General features: G+C 67.7%; 15 protein-coding genes. 6 read left to right on the top strand and 9 right to left on the bottom strand.

Going from position 1 to position 14,632, the window contains the following annotated elements:
* Window positions 1–174 precede the first annotated feature (174 nt).
* Complete coding sequence (locus tag ABZ909_RS12285; protein ID WP_356998140.1) at window positions 175–543, bottom strand: CU044_2847 family protein; 369 nt, start codon at window positions 541–543, stop codon at window positions 175–177.
* Window positions 544–998: 455 nt separating this feature from the next.
* Entirely contained in the window at window positions 999–1,211 is a 213-nt protein-coding gene (locus tag ABZ909_RS12280; protein WP_356998139.1) for a hypothetical protein, read from the bottom strand.
* A 315-nt stretch (window positions 1,212–1,526) separates the two neighbouring features.
* Between ABZ909_RS12280 and ABZ909_RS12275 the strand changes: the two genes are divergently transcribed.
* Entirely contained in the window at window positions 1,527–2,063 is a 537-nt protein-coding gene (locus tag ABZ909_RS12275; protein ID WP_356998137.1) for a hypothetical protein, read from the top strand.
* Here ABZ909_RS12275 and ABZ909_RS12270 read toward each other — a convergent pair.
* Window positions 2,043–3,008: a YihY/virulence factor BrkB family protein gene (locus ABZ909_RS12270; protein ID WP_356998529.1), complete on the bottom strand. Its 966-nt coding sequence runs from the start codon at window positions 3,006–3,008 to the stop codon at window positions 2,043–2,045. The two genes, ABZ909_RS12275 and ABZ909_RS12270, sit on opposite strands and share 21 nt — an antisense overlap.
* A gap of 218 nt (window positions 3,009–3,226) precedes the next feature.
* Here ABZ909_RS12270 and ABZ909_RS12265 point away from each other — a divergent pair, with 218 nt between their 5' ends.
* Window positions 3,227–4,939: a DEAD/DEAH box helicase gene (locus tag ABZ909_RS12265; protein WP_356998135.1), complete on the top strand. Its 1,713-nt coding sequence runs from the start codon at window positions 3,227–3,229 to the stop codon at window positions 4,937–4,939.
* 10 nt (window positions 4,940–4,949) lie between these two features.
* Here ABZ909_RS12265 and ABZ909_RS12260 read toward each other — a convergent pair whose 3' ends face one another.
* The 5 genes from ABZ909_RS12260 to ABZ909_RS12240 all read right to left on the bottom strand — a co-directional run bounded on the left by ABZ909_RS12260 (window position 4,950) and on the right by ABZ909_RS12240 (window position 10,386).
* Complete coding sequence (locus tag ABZ909_RS12260; RefSeq protein ID WP_356998133.1) at window positions 4,950–5,249, bottom strand: DUF1905 domain-containing protein; 300 nt, start codon at window positions 5,247–5,249, stop codon at window positions 4,950–4,952.
* 56 nt (window positions 5,250–5,305) lie between these two features.
* On the bottom strand, window positions 5,306–5,854 hold the full coding sequence (locus ABZ909_RS12255) for a hypothetical protein (protein ID WP_356998131.1): 549 nt from the start codon (window positions 5,852–5,854) through the stop codon (window positions 5,306–5,308).
* 1 nt (window position 5,855) lies between these two features.
* Window positions 5,856–7,589 (bottom strand): DEAD/DEAH box helicase, encoded by a 1,734-nt coding sequence (locus ABZ909_RS12250; RefSeq protein WP_356998527.1) that lies wholly within the window; start codon window positions 7,587–7,589, stop codon window positions 5,856–5,858.
* Between the two features lie 301 nt (window positions 7,590–7,890).
* Entirely contained in the window at window positions 7,891–8,085 is a 195-nt protein-coding gene (locus ABZ909_RS12245) for a hypothetical protein (RefSeq protein ID WP_033087939.1), read from the bottom strand.
* 474 nt (window positions 8,086–8,559) lie between these two features.
* The gene (locus ABZ909_RS12240) at window positions 8,560–10,386 is read right to left on the bottom strand and encodes an acyl-CoA dehydrogenase (protein WP_356998130.1); all 1,827 of its coding nucleotides are present in this window, start codon (window positions 10,384–10,386) and stop codon (window positions 8,560–8,562) included.
* 256 nt (window positions 10,387–10,642) lie between these two features.
* Between ABZ909_RS12240 and ABZ909_RS12235 the strand changes: the two genes are divergently transcribed.
* The 4 genes from ABZ909_RS12235 to ABZ909_RS12220 all read left to right on the top strand — a co-directional run bounded on the left by ABZ909_RS12235 (window position 10,643) and on the right by ABZ909_RS12220 (window position 13,641).
* Window positions 10,643–11,431, top strand: coding sequence for a prolyl oligopeptidase family serine peptidase (locus ABZ909_RS12235; protein WP_356998128.1), 789 nt, complete (start codon window positions 10,643–10,645; stop codon window positions 11,429–11,431).
* A 66-nt stretch (window positions 11,432–11,497) separates the two neighbouring features.
* Entirely contained in the window at window positions 11,498–11,872 is a 375-nt protein-coding gene (locus tag ABZ909_RS12230; RefSeq protein ID WP_356998126.1) for a DUF952 domain-containing protein, read from the top strand.
* 94 nt (window positions 11,873–11,966) lie between these two features.
* On the top strand, window positions 11,967–12,449 hold the full coding sequence (locus ABZ909_RS12225) for a cation:proton antiporter regulatory subunit (protein ID WP_356998124.1): 483 nt from the start codon (window positions 11,967–11,969) through the stop codon (window positions 12,447–12,449).
* A 4-nt stretch (window positions 12,450–12,453) separates the two neighbouring features.
* Window positions 12,454–13,641: a cation:proton antiporter gene (locus ABZ909_RS12220; protein WP_356998122.1), complete on the top strand. Its 1,188-nt coding sequence runs from the start codon at window positions 12,454–12,456 to the stop codon at window positions 13,639–13,641.
* Here the strand turns inward: ABZ909_RS12220 and ABZ909_RS12215 are convergent.
* On the bottom strand, window positions 13,540–14,505 hold the full coding sequence (locus ABZ909_RS12215) for a rhomboid-like protein (RefSeq protein WP_356998121.1): 966 nt from the start codon (window positions 14,503–14,505) through the stop codon (window positions 13,540–13,542). The two genes, ABZ909_RS12220 and ABZ909_RS12215, sit on opposite strands and share 102 nt — an antisense overlap.
* Window positions 14,506–14,632: the final 127 nt, after the last annotated feature.

Below are 14,632 nucleotides of genomic sequence, written 5' to 3'. Positions count from 1 at the left end.
GCCGTTCTTGCGCGAAGAGGTCACGGCCGATGGCCGCGTTTATCACATGGGCGCAGGTCAGGATATGACGTTCGTCGATGACGAACCCGGCACCGACCGGCCGGTTTCGATAGGTGAACCGGACCAGTCCGCTATCGGCCAAGGATTGTGTGGGAGCCATTGCCGCACTTGTCGTTATTGGCTCGGTGGCGGTACGGTTTCGAGTTGCGAACGCTTCCATGCCATTTTGACAGTGATATGGGCTTCCGCCTCGGTCGACGAAAGCACCACCCCGACTTTTGCCGACAACTTCAGCCCGAACTCCAACTCCATGGAATCGGGCGGATGCACCCCTTGAACCAGCCGCACACCGATTGTTTCGATCACGGGTTTGATCACGTTGTCCAGGGCGGCTTGCACCGATCTGCTTGCCTGCGTGAAGGTCTCGCCGACGCCGGCTATGGGCGAGAGTGCATCCCCGCTAATTGTGCTATCCGAATCGGACACCTCGACGAAGACCGTCCGCTCGTTGTCGAGGGGCACCTCGATGATCCGCTGTCCCACTTTGTTGTCCTATTCCACCCAGCAGCAGCGACACGATTATTCTGGACCCGTCGCGGCGCATCGACAACCCGATGAGCCTTTCCGCGTAGTGGATCTGAAGTCTGAACTGCCGACACGCCGGGACGGATTGGAACGCAACGTGAAACCCGAGCGCGTCTCCATTGGTTCGGCGCGTACCCGGAGGTGGGATCGACTGCGCTGGAGGGCTTTCAGCGAGAACCTTGTCGTTGGAATGGTCGGCCGGACACGGCTGCCTCGCCACCTCGGCCTCGACTGCCTGCACGACTACCGTCCACGGTGGCCGAGTGATCAAGAATGTCGCCAAGAGGTGACGTTCGACGCGGACAACTCCCGTGACGGCGTGCGCATCACTCTGGCCATGAGCGCAGCAATCGCCCAAGCGGCGCAACCGATTCCGGTGCGAATGGGTAGGGATCCGGAGGCTTGCGCGGAACTCACGGGCCGCGTTGTCCCGCCTCATCGTCCCCGGCCGCTCGGCTCTCGTTGACCCCGTCCGGCCCTTCGTCACCAAGCAATTCGTCCTTGATCGCCTCCAGCGTGCAGGTGTTGTTGTCGAGCAGCCCCAAGATCTCGTCCAACCGATCGTTCTTCATGCAGCGATCGTCACCCCTGCCCGCCTCGGAGGCAATGTCGAGCAGGCCGGTCATCGAGTCAGTGGCAGGTTGGCGGGCTGCATTACTGCCGGGGTCTGCCGTCCGGGCCGGGATATGGGCGGGGCATCGACGGCCCCCGGCTCGTACCAGTGATGTTCCGCCCGATCCGACGCGGGGCCGAGGCAGGTTCGGAAAGGCTCGCCCGGCGGCCGTGGTGAGCTGAGGGATAACCACGGTATAGAGCTCCGGTCTCGGGGGCTCCCTTGCTCGTTCGCGCTGTGAAGCCTTGGGTGTCAACCGGATCCGATTTCTTGAGTTAGTACTCAGTAAATGGTTATTCTGAGTCGGAACTCAGGAAAGGTTGGTCCTATGGCGAATCCGCTGTTGTTGGCTACACACATCACCATTGCGCTCGCGCTGACGATCCTCGTCGGGGTGCAGTGCACCGAGTTGGCTCGAATCCGCCTGGAACCCAGCGGGATTCGGGTTGACGGGGCTGTTCGGGCCGTGCGGCTCACGCTGTTGTCGGTTCCGGTGTTCACGCTGTTGACCGCGGTCACCGGGTTCGCGGTACTGGCGGACGGGGCGAAGGGTGGCCCGTGGATCGGGGCGGGGCTGGTGTCGACCGCTGTTATCGGGGCGAGCTCGGGGTGGACTCGGCGGCGATTGGCCAAGCCGGGGTCGCACCGGGCCGGCCATGGCGCGGGGGTTCTGGCTGCCGTCCAATGGGGCGTTCCCGCACAGACATTGGCCGCGGCCTTCCTGATGGCCGATCGGCCCGACAACCTCGCCATCGCCTTCGCGCCTGTTGTGATCGCGATCGCGATCACGGCTGCCGCGTACTTCTCGGCGCGTCGCACCGAGGGGGAGTCGGCCGAACCGGGCCTACGGGCTGGATCGCAGTGACCGCGACTCCGCCATGGGCGGCGGGTCCTGCGGTTCCGGTGCGGTGGGCGCCGGGTCCGCCGGCCGGGACTGTTTGCGGGCGTTCCACCAGTGGCGGAACTGGGCCAGCCGGGTGGCGCGGGCGGGCCAGAATTCCTCGACGCTGGCATTGAATTCGGCGCCGAGGATGATGGCGAAACCCAGGAAGAACGTGAACAGCAGGAAGGCGATGGGTGTCGCCAGCGCGCCGTAGGAAATACCGGTCCGGGTCACCCACGCCAGATAGCGGCGCAGGCCCTCGCTGGCGGCCATGAAGAACACGCCGGCGACCAGCGCGCCGCCGAAGAGCCGATGCCAGGGCAAGGTGCGGTGGAGGGCGGTCTTGTAGAGGAAGGTGAGGCCGATGATCAGCAGCAGGCCCGTGCCGGGGTAATAGAAGGCGTCGATGAGACGCAGGCCCGGCCCGCGCCAGCCGTGGGGGAGGACCCGGCCGATCAGGGTGGGGCCCAAGGCGATCAGCGGCAGGATGAGCACCGCGATCACGAGGAAGCCGACGTAGAGCAGCAGCGCGAAGATTCGCTGCCAGACCGGGTGGCGGGCAGCGGCCTGGCCGTGCGCGGCGGTGATGGCATCGACAAAGGTGGCCATGGCCGAGGAGCCGGCCCACAGTGACAGCACGAAGCCGACGGACACCACCCCGCCGTGGCCGCGCTGCAGCACGTCGTTGACGGTCGGCTGCACCAGACTGTCGACCACGCTGGGGCTGAAGGCCTTCCGGGCGAAGCTGACGATCTTGGACTGCACGATGTTCAGCGTGTTCGGGCCGAACCAGTGCCCGACATAGCCGAGGCTGCCGAGCAGTCCCAGCAGCAGCGGGGCAAGCGAGAGCGTCTGCCAGAAGGCGGCCGCCGCGGATTTGGCGAAGATCGCGTCGTTCCACGCCTTCGCCGCGACGTGGACCACCAGCTGCCGGACCCGGCCCCAGCGTGTGGCGGCGAGCACAACGGACACCGTCGGCGCCGACGCGTCGGCGTGTTGCGGAGATTCGTCGTGCGCGTTCATCGTGGCCTAAGCATCGCCTACCAGCGGTTCGAATGGGACCGGACCCGCGATGTGTCGTGCGGCACTCCGCCGGGCTGTGTCGGATTGGAAAGCTGTCGGGTTCGATCGCTACTCTCTACCGAGTGACTTCGGGTGGTGGCGGTTCGTTACGTACATGGCAGCGCAGGGCACTCACCAAGTATCTGACGACCAAGCCACGCGACTTCCTTGCCGTCGCCACCCCCGGCGCGGGTAAGACCACGTTCGCGCTGCGCGTGGCGGCTGAGCTGCTCAACGACCGCACGGTCGACCAGGTGACGGTGGTCGCACCCACCGAGCACCTCAAACATCAGTGGGCTGCGTCGGCCGCGCGCAACGGGATTCAGCTGGATTCGAACTTCTCCAACTCGACCGGGTCCACTTCGTCGGACTACCACGGCGTGGTGGTCACCTACGCGCAGATCGCGTCGCATCCGTTCAAGCATCGGGTGCGCACCGAGAACCGCCGCACACTGGTGATCATGGACGAGATCCATCACGCCGGTGACGCCAAGAGCTGGGGTGAGGCGGTCGAGGAGGCGTTCGGTGACGCCACCCGCCGACTAGCACTGACCGGTACCCCGTTCCGCAGCGACGACTCCAAGATCCCGTTCATCACCTACGAGGCCGACGAGTCCGGTTTCGAGAAGTCGCGCGCCGACCACACCTACGGCTACTCCGAGGCGCTCGCCGACGGCGTGGTCAGACCCGTGGTCTTCCTCGCCTACTCCGGCGAGGCGCACTGGCGTGACAGCGCGGGCGAGGAGTACTCGGCCCGCCTGGGCGAGCCCCTCAATGCCGAGCAGACCGCCCGCGCCTGGCGCACCGCCCTCGACCCGGCCGGCGACTGGATGTCGAAGGTCCTCACCGCCGCCGACACCCGCCTGCGCCAGCTGCGCGCCACCGGCATGCCCGACGCGGGCGGCCTGGTGATCGCCACCGACCAGGAGAAGGCGCGCGACTACGCCGAACTGCTGGAACACATTTCGGGCACCAAGCCGACCATCGTGTTGTCCGACGACCCGGACTCCTCCGACCGCATCGGCGAGTTCAGCGAGAGCACCGACCCGTGGATGGTCGCGGTGCGCATGGTGTCCGAGGGCGTCGACGTCCCACGCCTGGCCGTCGGCGTCTACGCCACCAGCGCCTCCACCCCGCTGTACTTCGCGCAGGCCATCGGCCGTTTCGTGCGTGCCCGCAAGACCGGTGAGACCGCCAGCGTGTTTCTGCCCTCGGTGCCGGTGCTGCTGGATCTGGCCGCCCAGCTGGAATTGCAGCGCGACCATGTCATCGGCAAGCCGCACCGCGAGGCGAACGCGCTCGAGGACGAACTGCTCATCGACGCCAACCGGCAGAAGGACGAGCCGGGCGAGGAGGAGAAGAAGTTCATCGCCCTGGCCGCCGACGCCGAACTCGACCAGGTCATCTACGACGGCGACTCCTTCGGCACCGCCACCTTCTCCGGCAGTGACGAGGAGGCCGACTATCTCGGCATCCCCGGCCTGCTCGACGCCGATCAGATGCGCGCCCTGCTGCGCGAACGCCAGTCCCGTCAGCTCCAGGAACGCAGCGCCGCCGCCGAGGCTCGCCCCTCGGGCGCCGGCGTGGAGGCCGCTGTCGAACGCGCCGCCACCTCGGACCGCCTGTCCGAGCTGCGCCGCGAACTGAACAGCCTGGTCGCCATGCACCACCACCGCACCGGTAAACCGCACGGCGTCATCCACGGCGACCTACGCCGCGAATGCGGCGGCCCCCCAACAGCTCTCGCCACCGCCGATCAGCTCTCCCAGCGCATCGCGGCCCTGCGCCGCCTCTGACCAGCGCGGACTACACGATCTGCAGTTCGACCTCGACCGGGTCGCCCGCGCTCAGCCCCTCGGCGACGCGGACGGCCTTCTTCACCGGCAGCACATAGGTTCCGCGCTTGCCGTCGGGAAAGATCGAGGTCGACCACCGGCTGCCGCCGACCACGACTTTCACTTTCACCGAGCCGAATCCGCCGGCGGTGTGCCCGAAGCGCTCCTCGATCTCGTCGGCGACCGACTCGGGCAGGCTCACGAAATGCCAGGAGGCCTGTGCCTCCCATTCCCAGAGTTCGGCGGTGAACGCGTATGTGGAGATCGCCATGGGCCGACGGTAGCCGCCGGGTCCGACAACCCGGGCGGCCGAGCGGGCTGCCCTGCTCAGCCGAAGAACACGGCTGGATCGAGGGCGTCGATCGGCGTCCAGCGTGGGATCGATTCCGGGGTGGCGGCGTCGGTGGCGGGTGGAGCGCTCCGATAGCTCTGGAGATCCAAGGCGAGCCAGGGGTTTTCGTCGATCAGGCGGACCACCGCGTAGCAGGTGGCGAGCATGTGGAGGCAGCGGGCGTTGCGGGCGCGGCAGGTGCAGTCGGTGCTCGCGAGGATGGGCGTCACCGAGATCCCCGCGGCGACGACCGCGGCGTGCAGGTCGTCGCTGAGGGTGAGGGTGTCGGCGGGCACCACGGCGGCGATGGCGTCGATGGTGGCGCGCGGGAACGATGTCAGTTCCAGATGCGTCACGGACGCCTCCGACCCGCGATGAATGTGCGCCCGCACCACGGTGCCCTCGATCTCGGTCCGGACCCCGTTGTTGCGGGCGATGCTACGCGCGCGGGGGAGCAGCGGCTCGGGTTTGCTGAGGCTGAGCGGTTCCGCGAGTCGCACCCAGTCCTTGCCCCAGGCGGTGTACCCGAATTCGTTGTCCGCCATCTCAGTTCTCCCGCTTCCGGCGCAGCAGCTCCAGCAGTCGTTCGTCGTCCAGTCGCGCCAGTTCCGCGACTCCGGCCGCATCGCTGAGGTCGGCGAGCGCCGACTTGCGGTCGTGCATGCCCGCGATGTGCTCCTCGATGGTGGTGCCCGAGGTCAGCGTGGTGACGGTGACGGTGCGGGTCTGTCCGATGCGATGCGCGCGATCCGACGCCTGCGCCTCCACCGCCGGATTCCACCAGCGGTCGAAATGGATGACGTCGGCGGCCCGTGTGAGCGTCAGTCCGGTGCCCGCTGCCCGCAGGCTGAGCACCAATATGGGTGGGCCGTCCGGTGATTGGAAGTCCGCGACGATCTCCCCGCGCTGCTGCTGGTTCAGCCCGCCGTGGAAGAACGGCACCCGCACCCCGAACTCCTCGGCGCAGTGCCGGACCAGCAGCTCACCGGTCTTGCGGTACTGGGTGAACACCAGCGTGGGCGCGTCCACATCGAGGTTGTTGGCCAGAATGTCGGAGCAGACGTCGAATTTCCCGGAGCGCCCGGCCAAGTCGTCCAGCTCCCCGGTGATCAGCCCGGGATGATTGCACACCTGCTTGAGCTCGGTCAGCACCGCCAGCACCCGCGTGTGCCGCTGCGCACCGGTCCCGAACCCGGCCGCCTCGGCCCGATCGAGCAGCCGGTCGTAGAGCTGCTCCTGCTCCGCGCTCAGATCGCACACCAGATCGCAGTGGATCTTGGCCGGCAGCGTGGCGGCCACCTGGGATTTGCGGCGGCCCAGCACGATCGGCTCGACGGCGTCCCGCAGCCGCAGCGCCGCGCTCGCCGACCCCTCGCTGATCGGCCGTACGAACCGCCGCCGGAACTGCGCCCGGTGCGTGAACTCCTGCGGCGCGATCAGATTCAGCAGCGCCCATAGTTCGTCGAGGTGATTCTCCACCGGCGTACCGGTCAGCGCGATCCGCGCCCCGGCCGGAATCGCCCGCGCCGCCTTCGCCACCTGCGTGTGCGGATTCTTCAGCACCTGCGCCTCGTCGAAAATCACGGTGGCCCACCGCTGCCCGGCCAGTGCGGCACCGTGCCCGCGCAGGGTCGGATACCCGGTCACCACAATCGTTCCCGGCTCGGCCTCCGGCGCCGGCCCGCCCCGCCAGGCCACCGCGTGCAGTCCGGGCGCGAATCGCTCGATCTCGTACGCCCAGTTGCCCACCAGTGAGGTTGGACACACTACGAGTTGTGGCCCGTCCCCGGCCTTCCCGAGCAGGTACCCGATGGCCTGCACCGTCTTGCCCAGGCCCATCTCGTCGGCCAGCACCGCGCCGCCGTACGCGGCGGTGGTCTCGCGCAACCAGGTGATGCCGCGCGCCTGGTAGGGCCGCAGCTCGGCCTTCAGCCCGGAGCGCAGTTCGGCGCCGAGCGTCACGGTGTCCCGCAGCGCCCGCAGGGTCCGGCCCGCCGAGACGATTGCGGTCCCGGTGGCATTCGGGACGGCGTGCGCGGCCACGGGCAGCCGCCGCGCCTCGACCTCCGTCTCGAGGGCCTCGCGGAGCAGAACTATCGAGTCCGCAGGATTGTCGATAGCAAGAGTGCATAACCGTTCCGGTTCCACCAGAGCGCATTCCACATCCGTGACGCCGATGCCGTCCCGGCCGGGAACGGCAAGGGTGGGGGTCTCCACCTCGCCCAGGTCTCGCGGTGCGCTTCCGGGGACGTGGCCGTTCCACGTCCAGACCGCGACCATATGTCGATCCTGCAGGTAGGTGGCTTGCGAGGTCTGTGGCACCCATCCGTTGTACCCGCCCGATCTCGCCGTGCGCACATGACGAATCTCGCGTTGCGCACCGCGGGATTCATGTGTCCCCGGCCACAGCGTAATTGGCGTGTCCCCGGTCACATCTCGTGTCGACTGGTCCCGTACACAGCAGCAGCGGGCGACCTGCTGGTCGCCCGCTGCCGGGTTTTCTATTGGGAAGATTCAATTGTCGAGCGGGCTCTCGGAGAACGGTGACTCCCGATCGAGTCTCTCCGATGTGGAGGAGCTATTACAGCGCCGGTGCCGACTCCGTGTCGATCACGGCCTCGAGCTCACGAAGACGATCCATGTGCTCGTTGGCGTGATGCTGGCAGAAGAGCAACTCTCCACCGGCAGGAAGGGTTGCGCGCACGCGCGCAGCCGCCCCGCAGCGGTCGCAACGATCGACCGCGGTCAGTGGGGTGCTTGTCAGGGTTCCTGGCATGACTCCTCCGTCCTGGCTCTGGGTGCTCACGCACCGTTCGCCTGGTGTGGGGCCCGCGGTCCATTCCGCGAACCTCGCTACCGCTACTTCCCAGCAGTGGTTGTTGACTACTCTGTCAGACGTTCGGCGCGAGCACTTTGTTCCCGTGCAGTTTCCCGTGTGTTTTCTGTAACACGACCTGCGAGTTCGCTGAAAGCGAACAGGTCCTGGTGACTGCCCCCGGAGATGTCGAAACCTCCCGTTCGAACACGCTGATCGAGTTGTCTACCCGGAGACTACCCGGGCACACCGACACTCACACTCCCTTTGGCCTCTGTGGCTGGGACGCCAGCAAACCGTAATCAAGGCGGCTGGATTGGAGGCCGGTCCGCGACCGGCCTGACCTCGATCCATGGCTCCGCGCCGACGCCGTAGTGGCGCACGGGTTCCCGGAGCTGTTCGCGCAGCGCGAACGGCGGATTCGCGCCGCCGGGCTCAGAACCAGGACTCGTCGAGTTCCAGAGTGGTGCGATCGAAGGAGTCGAGCAGGTCGAATTGCGGTGTGGTGCGCGGAAGTTCCCAGCGGAAGAAGTACCGGGCGGCCAGCCGCTTCCCCTGCCGGAAGGTCTCCCACTCGCCTGCGTGCGGACGGTCCTGGGCGGACGACGTGGTGGCGGTGACCGCCTGCTCGAGCCAGATCCAGGCCAGCACAACGTGGCCGAACGCCTCCAGATAGACCGCCGAATTGGCCAGGGCCGCCTCGGGATTGCCCGCGCGCCACAGGCCGGCCGTGGTGGCGGCCAGGCGGCCGGTGGCGGCCTGCAGGGCGGCGGCGTACTCGGCGAGCTCGGCGTCGCCGGTCGCGCGGGCGGCGGCGATGGTGGCGGCCATGGTCTCCAGCAGCGCGGCCAGGGCCGCGCCATTGTCCAGGGTGACCTGGCGGCCGAGCAGGTCCATGCTCTGAATGCCGTGGGTGCCTTCGTGAATGGGGTTGAGGCGGTTGTCGCGGTAGTGCTGTTCGACGTCGTAGTCGCGGGTGTAGCCGGCGCCGCCGTGGATCTGGATGGCCAGATCGTTGGCGGCCAGGCACCATTGGCTGGGCCAGGACTTGGCGATGGGGGTGAGGATGCGCAGCAGGGTGGCGGCGCGCGCCTGGTCGGATTCCTCTGCCGCGGTGCGGTGTTCGTCGATCAGTTTGCCGCAGTACAGCTGCAGCGCGAGTGCGCCTTCGGCATAGGACTTCTGGGCCAGCAGCATGCGCCGCACATCCGGGTGCTCGATGATCGGCACCTGCGCGCCGCCGCGGGCACTGACCGGGCGGCCCTGCGGGCGGGTGCGGGCATAGTCGAGGGACTTGAGGAAGCCGGTGTAGCCCAGCGCCGTCGAGGCCAGGCCGACCCCGATGCGGGCCTCGTTCATCATCGTGAACATCTGGGCCAGACCGTGATTCGGCGCGCCCACCAGATAGCCGATCGCGCCCGGCTCGCCGCCGGGGGTGAAGTTGCCGTCGCCGAAGACAGGGGCGGTGTTGACGGTGCCGCGCCAGCCCATCTTGTGGTTGATGCCCGAGAGCGCGACGTCGTTGTGGACGGTCGGGTTGCCCTCGGCGTCGGGCAGGAACTTGGGGACCACGAACAGCGAGATGCCGCGGGTGCCCTCCGGCGCGCCCGGAATGCGGGCCAGCACCAGGTGCACGATGTTCTCCGAGAGGTCGTGGTCGCCGCCGGAGATCCACATCTTGTGCCCGAACAGACGGTAGGAGCCGTCGGCGGCGGGCACGGCGCGGGTGGCGATGTCGGCCAGGCTGGACCCGGCCTGCGGCTCCGACAGGGCCATGGTGCCGAAGCTGCGGCCCTCCAGCATCGGGCGCACGTAGGCGTCGATCTGCTCCGGGCTGCCGTGCGCGGCAAGCAGATTCGCATTGCCGGTGGTGAGCAGCACGTAGGCGGCGGTGCCGACATTGGCGGCGTGGAACCACGACATGCACGCGGTATAGACCGAGTGCGGCAGCTGCATGCCGCCGATCTCGTAATCCATTGCCGCGCCGATCATTCCGGCGTCGGCGAAGGCCTGCAATGCCTTGCCCACCGCGGGGATGATGTGCACACGCTCGCCGTCGAAGGTGGGCTCGTGCAGATCGTTCGCGCGATTGTGCGGTGCGAAGTAGGTGGTGGCCAGGTCCTGGCACAGCCGCAGCACCTGATCGAAGGTGTCACGGGAGTGGTCGGCGAAGCGCTCGCGGGCCGTCAGCGACTCCACCTGCAGCCAGTCGTGGAGCAGGAACTCGAGGTCGCGGGCGGACATGATGCTGGACGGATTCATGGTTCCTCGGACGGTCGGGTACGGGGAGTCGTACCTGCCGGTCTACCAGATGGCGCGAACCGTCCGAGGGTGCGGGGGAGGGTCGCCGGTCCGGCTCGGGACCGCACCGGCGGTTGCCCGCAGCGGTACCCCACCGTTGTGAACTCGAGTCATCGGACGTAACGGCTTGACCAACAAAGCTAATATTATTAGCTTGATGGCTATCAAGCTTAGCTTTATCTGGCCCTGATGTGGCAGAGGGCGGAAGGAATTGATCATGCAGACCTCACCCGAGGAACCGACCTCATCGGCAACAGTGGACGATATCCCTGTCATCTGGGTAGATCCCGTAGATAAGCGGCAGGCTGCCCACCTCGTCCTCTGGCTTCCGTACTTCACGGGAACGAAAGAGGACATGCTGCCTCAGCTTCGGCAGCTCGCCGCAGCCGGGTTCGTCGCCCTCAGCTTCGACCCCTGGCAACACGGCCAACGCGGCAGTGAGTCCCCGGAACAACTCTCGGCAAGGGTCTTCGGCGATTTCCGCCGCAATATGTGGCCTATACTCGGCCGGACCGCCCTCGACACCCTACGCGTCATCGATTGGGCCGTAACGCATTTGGGCGTCACCTCCAGCATCGGTGTCGGCGGTATCTCCATGGGCGGTGACATCGCCATCGCCGCTGCAGGACTGGACCCCCGAATCACCTCGGTAGCGGCGATGCTCGCCACACCTGACTGGCTCCGCCCCGGCATGCACCACCCCGTCCGGACGGACGAACTCCTTCCCATGGGTACCCCCGATGCGTACGGCAACTTCTTCTACGACCGAATCAACCCCTTGACAAACCTTGCGTCCTACGACCACCAACCCGCGATTGCTATTGAATGCGGAGCAGAAGACCAGCACGTCCCCCCGGATGGAGCCCAACGTTTCCAGACCGCCCTCGCCGAAAGGTACCCCGATTACGCCGGCCGGTTGCAGTTGACGCGACATGCCGGGGCCGCGCACTACCCGGTACCTCAGATGTGGGACAACTGCGTGGAATGGTTCAAGCTCGCTCCTTGACATCTCCGTCCACCCGGGCCGGCCCGAACCGTTCTGAACTCTGCGGCACTCACCTAGATTGGACAGGTGGGAACCGAACAGGACACGACACCGCCGACCCTGCTGCACATCTGCTCCCGGGCGGAATGGGAAAACGCCCGCGCCGCAGGCGAATACCGCGCCCCCTCACTGGCCGAGACCGGATTCATCCACCTCTCCGCGCCCTACCAGGCCCACCTGCCCGCCAATCGGCTCTTCGCCGGCCGCACCGATCTCGTGCTGCTGCACCTGGATCCGGCCCGGCTCGGCTCCCCGGTGAAGTGGGAGCCTGGCGTGCCCACCGACCCGGACTCCATGACCTTCCCGCACCTGTACGGCCCACTGCCGCTGACCGCAGTCGTCGAGGTCACCGATTTTCTGCCCGATCCCGACGGATCGTTCGCACCGCTCACCGCGGAGTGACCCGGCGCGCGCCCGCATCGTGTGACTCGTGCAGGCCGCGTTTGCCGGGTCGTAGCTCCCCTGGATTCGCGCGGGTTGTCCTAATCTGGACTGCGTGAACGTCGATGTGACAGCGCTGCCCGGTATCGGTGTGCGGAAGGATTTCGAGGTCAGATCGGGGCGGCGGATCGGAGTGGTGGCGCACCGGGACGGCGGCATCGATCTCATCGTGTCGCAGCGGGACGACCCGGACGCGTGCCAGGCCCAGGTGCCCCTGACGACCGACGAGGCCGCGGTCCTGGCCAATCTGCTGGGCGCGCCCCAGCTGGTGCAACAGCTCCAGGAAGAACACTCGGACCTACCCGGGATCACCACCAGACAGCTCACCATCGGCGGCAAATCGCCGTACCGGGGACGGATGCTCGGCGAGACCGCCATGCGGACGCGGACCAAGGCCTCCATCGTGGCCATCATGCGGGCGGGGCAGCTGCACCCGTCACCGGGACCGGATCAGGTGCTCGACTCCGGGGACGTGCTCGTCGTCGTCGGTACGCCGCACGGGCTGGACGCGGCCGCTCGCATTCTGGCCGACGGCTGAACCTGTGGATTCGACCGGTCTAGCCCTGTTCGAGCTCGGCGCGATCTTGTTCGCGCTCGGCATGCTGGGGCGACTGGCCGCCCGCTTCGGCATGTCGCCGATTCCCCTCTACCTGCTGGGCGGCCTGGCCTTCGGCGAGGGTGGCATCGTGAAGATGCGCGCCGCCACCGAATTCGGGCACATGGCCGGCGAGATCGGCGTGGTGCTGCTGCTCCTGCTGCTCGGATTGGAGTACACCGCCGCCGAATTGGTGACCGGACTGCGCCGCTCCTGGCTGGCGGGCCTGCTCGACATCGTCGCCAATGCCGCGCCGGGCGTGGTGGTGGCGCTGGTCTTGGGCTGGGGCGCGACCGGCGCGGTCACCATGGGCGGCGTCACCTATATCTCGTCCTCCGGCATCGTCGCCAAGGTGCTCAACGACCTGGGCCGCCTCGGTAACCGCGAGACGCCGGTGGTGCTGTCCATCCTGGTGTTCGAGGATCTGGCCATGGCGGTGTACCTGCCGATCCTCACCATGATGCTGGCCGGGCTGAGCTTCGCCAGCGGACTGCGGTCGCTGGCCATCGCGCTGGTGGCGATCACCGTGGTGCTCATCGTGGCACTGCGCTACGGCCGCTACGTGTCGGCCATCGTCGACAGCAACGACCAGGAAGTGTTCCTGCTCAAGCTGCTCGGCGCGGCCCTGCTGGTGGCGGGCGCGGCCTCGGCGCTGAACGTGTCGGCGGCGGTCGGCGCGTTCCTGCTCGGCATCGCCATCTCCGGATCCACCGCGCAGGAGGCCGTGAAACTCCTCGAACCGATCCGGGATCTGTTCGCGGCCATCTTCTTCGTGGCCTTCGGGCTCAGTACCGATCCGCGGGCGATCCCGCCGGTGCTGGGCTGGGCGGTGCTGCTGGCGGTGGTGACCACACTGACCAAGCTCGGCACCGGCTGGTGGGCGGCATCGTGGCAGGGCATCCGCCGCATGGGCCGGGCCCGCGCCGGCGCGGCCCTGGTGGCTCACGGCGAATTCTCCATCGTCATTGCCGGACTGGCGGTTTCGCTGGGCGGCGTGAGCGGGCGGCTGGCCGCGCTGGCCTCGGCCTACGTGCTAATGATGGCCGTGTTCGGCCCGATCGCGGCGCGCCTCGTCGAGCCGGCCATCCGGCTCGCCCAGCGCGACCGCGGCCGCATCGACCCCGTCCCCGGCTGAATCCCTGGTAGCCCCGGCTGAATCCGCGGCAGCCCCGGCTGAATCCGCGGCAGCCCCGGCTGAATCCGCGGTAGCCCCGGCCGAATCTCCTGTAGCCCCGGCCGGATTCGCGGCCACCGGGACCGATTTCGCCGCGGCCTTGCGCGCTCGCACCGCGACCAGGTGGTGCGACAGCGCCACCGCGATCGCGCCCACCGTGAAACCGATGAGCAGCGCGAAGAAATGGCCGTAGTCGGTGAAGGTGCGGCCGTGCCAGACGCCGTACGCGTAATAGACCACCATGGTCAGCGCCCACAGCCAGCGGGCCGGGCCGCGCAGCCGGAAGGTCAGCGTGGCCATCATCGCCGAGATGCCGTAGCTCGGGCCGACATCCGAGGCGAACGCCACCCGGGTCGCGATCAGCTGCTTGTCCAGCTTGTGGGCGATGCCGATCACCGTGATCAGGGTGGCGCCGACATGACCGATGGCCACCACCAGGATCCAGCGCAGCGACCCCAGCCAGCGCTCGGCCAGCGCCATCAGGGTGACCAGGACGAGAATGTCGCCCCACGGGAAGCCGCCGTCGGTCCAGAAGGCCGAGGCCACCAGCACCTGGATCGGATCCTTCTGCATATTGCGCAGATTCGTGGAGGCGGAGAAGATCAGCCGCCGGCCCACGATGTCGCTGGCCCCGCGCAGCGTCCACCAGGTGATGAACAGTGCGAACGCGTAGGCGATGCACGCCGGAGTTACCGCCAGCAGATTCCGATAGGCCTGGACGGCGCGCCGCAGCCGGTGCGGCTGCCGCCACCAGACACCGAGGGTGCGGAACTGCTCGCCGAGATCGACGGTGCGCAGCCAGGGCGGCTGATAGGTGCCTGCCATGGCGCCATGGTATCCCCGGGGTCGCGGGCCGACCTGCGCATCGTGGAGGAGGACGCCGGTCCCAGGCGGTCCGGCACGCGTAACGCGCAGTAATGCCAGGGGAAAGCGGTGGTTACCGACCGGCAAT

Origin of the sequence: Nocardia sp. NPDC046763 (assembly GCF_040645495.1) — a bacterium.
Classification (GTDB): domain Bacteria; phylum Actinomycetota; class Actinomycetes; order Mycobacteriales; family Mycobacteriaceae; genus Nocardia.
The sequence above is the reverse complement of the archived record's forward strand: the minus strand, read 5'-3'. Positions and strand labels throughout refer to the sequence as shown.

What these genes read in the sequence shown, in the direction of transcription:
- ABZ909_RS12255 (WP_356998131.1), bottom strand. Translation starts at nt 5,854, where the DNA reads ATGGCGGACAACGAATTCGGGTACACCGCCTGGGGCAAGGACTGGGTG.
- ABZ909_RS12240 (WP_356998130.1), bottom strand. Translation starts at nt 10,386, where the DNA reads ATGAATCCGTCCAGCATCATGTCCGCCCGCGACCTCGAGTTCCTGCTC.
- ABZ909_RS12275 (WP_356998137.1), top strand. Translation starts at nt 1,527, where the DNA reads ATGGCGAATCCGCTGTTGTTGGCTACACACATCACCATTGCGCTCGCG.
- ABZ909_RS12245 (WP_033087939.1), bottom strand. Translation starts at nt 8,085, where the DNA reads ATGCCAGGAACCCTGACAAGCACCCCACTGACCGCGGTCGATCGTTGC.
- ABZ909_RS12235 (WP_356998128.1), top strand. Translation starts at nt 10,643, where the DNA reads ATGCAGACCTCACCCGAGGAACCGACCTCATCGGCAACAGTGGACGAT.
- ABZ909_RS12260 (WP_356998133.1), bottom strand. Translation starts at nt 5,249, where the DNA reads ATGGCGATCTCCACATACGCGTTCACCGCCGAACTCTGGGAATGGGAG.
- ABZ909_RS12215 (WP_356998121.1), bottom strand. Translation starts at nt 14,505, where the DNA reads ATGGCAGGCACCTATCAGCCGCCCTGGCTGCGCACCGTCGATCTCGGC.
- ABZ909_RS12280 (WP_356998139.1), bottom strand. Translation starts at nt 1,211, where the DNA reads ATGACCGGCCTGCTCGACATTGCCTCCGAGGCGGGCAGGGGTGACGAT.
- ABZ909_RS12250 (WP_356998527.1), bottom strand. Translation starts at nt 7,589, where the DNA reads ATGGTCGCGGTCTGGACGTGGAACGGCCACGTCCCCGGAAGCGCACCG.